This window comes from Pseudomonas sp. Sample_10, assembly GCF_004321495.1.
GTDB lineage: Bacteria > Pseudomonadota > Gammaproteobacteria > Pseudomonadales > Pseudomonadaceae > Aquipseudomonas.
Window position 1 is genome coordinate 1 of the sequence record NZ_RCOE01000278.1, and the last position, 3,540, is coordinate 3,540.

5 protein-coding genes are annotated in these 3,540 nt (G+C 59.5%); all 5 read right to left on the bottom strand.

Annotated elements, in window-relative coordinates:
* Positions 1-37: 37 nt before the first annotated feature.
* The gene (gene ruvB / locus D8U18_RS26450; RefSeq protein WP_056852660.1) at positions 38-1,099 is read right to left on the bottom strand and encodes a Holliday junction branch migration DNA helicase RuvB; all 1,062 of its coding nucleotides are present in this window, start codon (positions 1,097-1,099) and stop codon (positions 38-40) included.
* Complete coding sequence (ruvA, locus tag D8U18_RS26455; protein ID WP_056852661.1) at positions 1,100-1,708, bottom strand: Holliday junction branch migration protein RuvA; 609 nt, start codon at positions 1,706-1,708, stop codon at positions 1,100-1,102.
* A gap of 114 nt (positions 1,709-1,822) precedes the next feature.
* The gene (ruvC, locus tag D8U18_RS26460; protein ID WP_056852662.1) at positions 1,823-2,347 is read right to left on the bottom strand and encodes a crossover junction endodeoxyribonuclease RuvC; all 525 of its coding nucleotides are present in this window, start codon (positions 2,345-2,347) and stop codon (positions 1,823-1,825) included.
* A 158-nt stretch (positions 2,348-2,505) separates the two neighbouring features.
* On the bottom strand, positions 2,506-3,252 hold the full coding sequence (locus tag D8U18_RS26465) for a YebC/PmpR family DNA-binding transcriptional regulator (RefSeq protein ID WP_007977329.1): 747 nt from the start codon (positions 3,250-3,252) through the stop codon (positions 2,506-2,508).
* Positions 3,253-3,375: 123 nt separating this feature from the next.
* Positions 3,376-3,540, bottom strand: a 165-nt coding sequence (locus tag D8U18_RS29155) for an amino acid--tRNA ligase-related protein (protein ID WP_130932162.1), incomplete at its 5' end; no start/stop codon positions are given.

The window sequence follows — 3,540 nt, forward strand, 5'->3', positions numbered from 1 at the left end:
CAGCACAATGCCCGAAAATTCAGCACGCAAAAGTTAATTAATCGTCCACGGCATCAAGGAATTCGTCTACCACGGGCATCTCACCCAATCGTGACGGAATGTTTAAGCCGAAGTGCAGGTAGGCATGCCGCGTCACCACCCGCCCCCGCGGCGTGCGCATGATATAGCCCTGCTGGATCAGGTAAGGTTCCAGCACGTCTTCGATGGTGTGGCGCTCTTCACTGATCGCCGCCGCAAGGCTATCGACCCCGACCGGCCCGCCATCGAATTTCTCGATCATGGTCAGCAACAGACGCCGGTCCTGGTGATCGAAGCCGCGCTCGTCGACATCCAGCAGATTCAGGGCCAGATCGGCAATCGGTTTAGTGATATGGCCCTTGGCACGGACTTCGGCGAAGTCGCGTACACGACGCAGCAGACGGTTGGCGATTCGCGGGGTGCCGCGGGCGCGGCGGGCGATTTCGAAGGCGCCCTCCGGGTCGAGCGGCAAGCCGAGGATACTGGCCGAGCGGCTGACAATCGTCGACAGATCGGCGTTGTTGTAGAACTCCAGGCGCTGGACGATGCCGAAACGGTCGCGCAACGGATTGGTCAGCATCCCCGCCCGTGTCGTTGCGCCAACCAGGGTGAACGGCGGCAGATCGAGCTTGATCGAACGCGCAGCCGGGCCTTCGCCGATCATGATGTCGAGCTGGAAATCTTCCATCGCCGGATACAGCACTTCTTCGACAATCGGTGACAAGCGATGGATTTCGTCGATGAACAGTACGTCGTGCGGTTCAAGGTTGGTCAGCAGCGCGGCCAGATCACCCGGACGCTCAAGGACCGGCCCCGAGGTGCTTTTGATCGACACCCCCATTTCCTGGGCGATGATGTTGGCCAGCGTGGTTTTACCCAGCCCCGGAGGACCGAAGATCAGGGTGTGATCAAGGGATTCGTTACGGCCACGGGCAGCCTGGATGAACAACTCCATTTGCTCGCGAACGGTCGGCTGGCCGATGTATTCGGCCAGGCTGACAGGACGAATCGCCCGGTCCTGGACTTCCTCGCGGTCACGAGGTCCACCCGTGGCGGCGATCAGACGATCAGCTTCAATCACTTAGATCATTCCCTTCAGGGCACGACGAATCATGTCTTCACTGCTCAAGCCTTTCTCCTTGATCGCGGAAATCGCCTTGCTGGCTTCCTGCGGCTTGTAGCCCAGGGAGATCAGCGCGCTGACCGCGTCGTTTTCGGCGGTATTGACCGGTGCAGGGCCGTCCGGCTGGTTCGGCACCAGGGCAAACATCGCCGGCACGGTTTCCCAGGCCTTGAAGCGATCCTTGAGTTCGACCAACAGGCGTTCTGCGGTTTTCTTGCCCACGCCCGGCACCTTGGTCAACGCCGATGTGTCCTGGGACTGCACGCAACGCACCAGTTCATCGACCTCCAGACTCGACATCAAGGCCAGGGCCAGTTTCGGCCCTACACCGTTGAGACGAATCAATTCGCGGAAAAAGTCTCGCTCGCGCTTGCCGACGAAGCCATAGAGTAACTGCGCGTCTTCGCGTACGACCAAATGGGTGTGCAAGGTCAGCGGTTCACCGACCGACGGCAAACGATACAGCGTGGTCATGGGCACTTCCAGCTCATAGCCCAGACCATTTACATCCAGAATCAGGTGCGGTGGCTGTTTTTCAGCCAGAGTGCCGCGCAAGCGTCCAATCACGTTACAGATCCTTGAGCGTTGGCCAGCACGAGGCCAGCGACTGACAGAGCAAGGGGTTCGGCCGACAACACAGGCGCGAAACCCTCATTCCGGGAAAAATGATTGCTGATGCTATCAGAGACGCAGGCGCCCGCCACGACTGCGTGCCGCCCCCAAGCCGTGGGGCAAGAGACTGGAGCGGGTGTGAGCATGGCAAATGGCGATGGCCAGGGCGTCCGAGGCATCGATTTGTGGCTTGCTGGTCAGTTTCAGCATATGCATGACCATCATCTGGACCTGCTCTTTATTGGCAGCGCCAGTGCCGACTACAGCCTGCTTGACCTGGGTCGCGGTGTACTCGGCGATTTCCAGGCTTTCTTCCGCACCCGCCACGATAGCGGCGCCACGGGCCTGCCCCAGTTTCAGGGCTGAGTCGGCATTGCGGGCCATGAACACCTTTTCGATGCCCATGGTCACCGGCTTGTACATCTGGATAATCTCCCGCACACCGCGGTAGACAATTTGCAGACGCTCATGCAGCTCGCCCGCGCCGGTACGAATACAGCCAGAGGCCACATACTCGCAGCCGCGCCCGGTATCACGAACAACGCCATAACCGGTGATGCGCGAACCGGGGTCGATACCAAGAATTAAAGTCATAACGCCTGCGGGTTGGGTAAGTGCACTGCATTCAATACAGCGAATAACAGATGTGGGAGCTGGCTTGCCAGCGATGGCGCAGGCTCATCCAACAAAGATGTTGCCTGACTCACTGTCATCGCTGGCAAGCCAGCTCCCACATTGGATCCTGGCTACCTTCAACCGAGCTGAGCGGCTACCGACTCCGGGATCTCGGCATTGGAGTAGACGTTCTGCACGTCATCCAGGTCTTCGAGCATGTCGATCAGCTTGAGGACTTTTTCGGCACCTTCCAGATCGAGTTCGGCGCTGGTGGTCGGCAACATGACGATTTCAGCGTCATCCCCTTTGAAACCCGCCGCTTCCAGCGCGTTTCGCACGGAATAGAACCCGGCGAACGAGGTGAACACATCGATCGACCCGTCTTCGTTGGTCACCACGTCATCGGCGTCGGCTTCCATGGCAGCCTCCATCAACGCGTCTTCGTCGACACCGGCGGCGAAGGAAATCTGCCCCTTGCGCTCGAACAGATAGGCCACCGAACCGTCAGTCCCCAGGTTACCGCCGCACTTGCTGAACGCGTGGCGGACAGCGGCTGCAGTGCGATTACGGTTGTCGGTCATGCACTCGACCATCACCGCCACGCCACCCGGGCCGTAACCTTCATAGGTCAACTCGACCACGTCGTCGGTATCGGCAGCGCCAGTACCGCGGGCGATGGCGCGATCGATGATGTCACGGCTCATGTTGGCACCCAGCGCCTTGTCCAGGGCCAGGCGCAGACGCGGGTTGGAACCGGGATCACCACCACCCTGACGGGCAGCAACGGTCAGTTCACGAATCCACTTGGTGAAGATCTTGCCCCTCTTGGCATCCTGACGTTCTTTGCGGTGCTTGATGTTCGCCCACTTGGAATGACCTGCCATAACTCGCTCCGAATTCTCTTTGAAACATTGCCCGCCACGCTGAGTCGCGCCGGCCGGCAAACAAAAATCTTGAACAGCTCTGTCTATAAAGAAAGGGCGCATCCGAAGATGCGCCCTCCAGCCTTACTCGGCCTTTGGTGTTTCGCGCAGGCGAATGTGCAGTTCACGCAATGCCTTGGCATCTACCTGACCCGGAGCCTGAGTCATGACGTCTGCCGCGCTCTGGGTTTTCGGGAAGGCGATCACTTCACGGATCGACTGGGCGCCGGTCATCAGCATCACCAGACG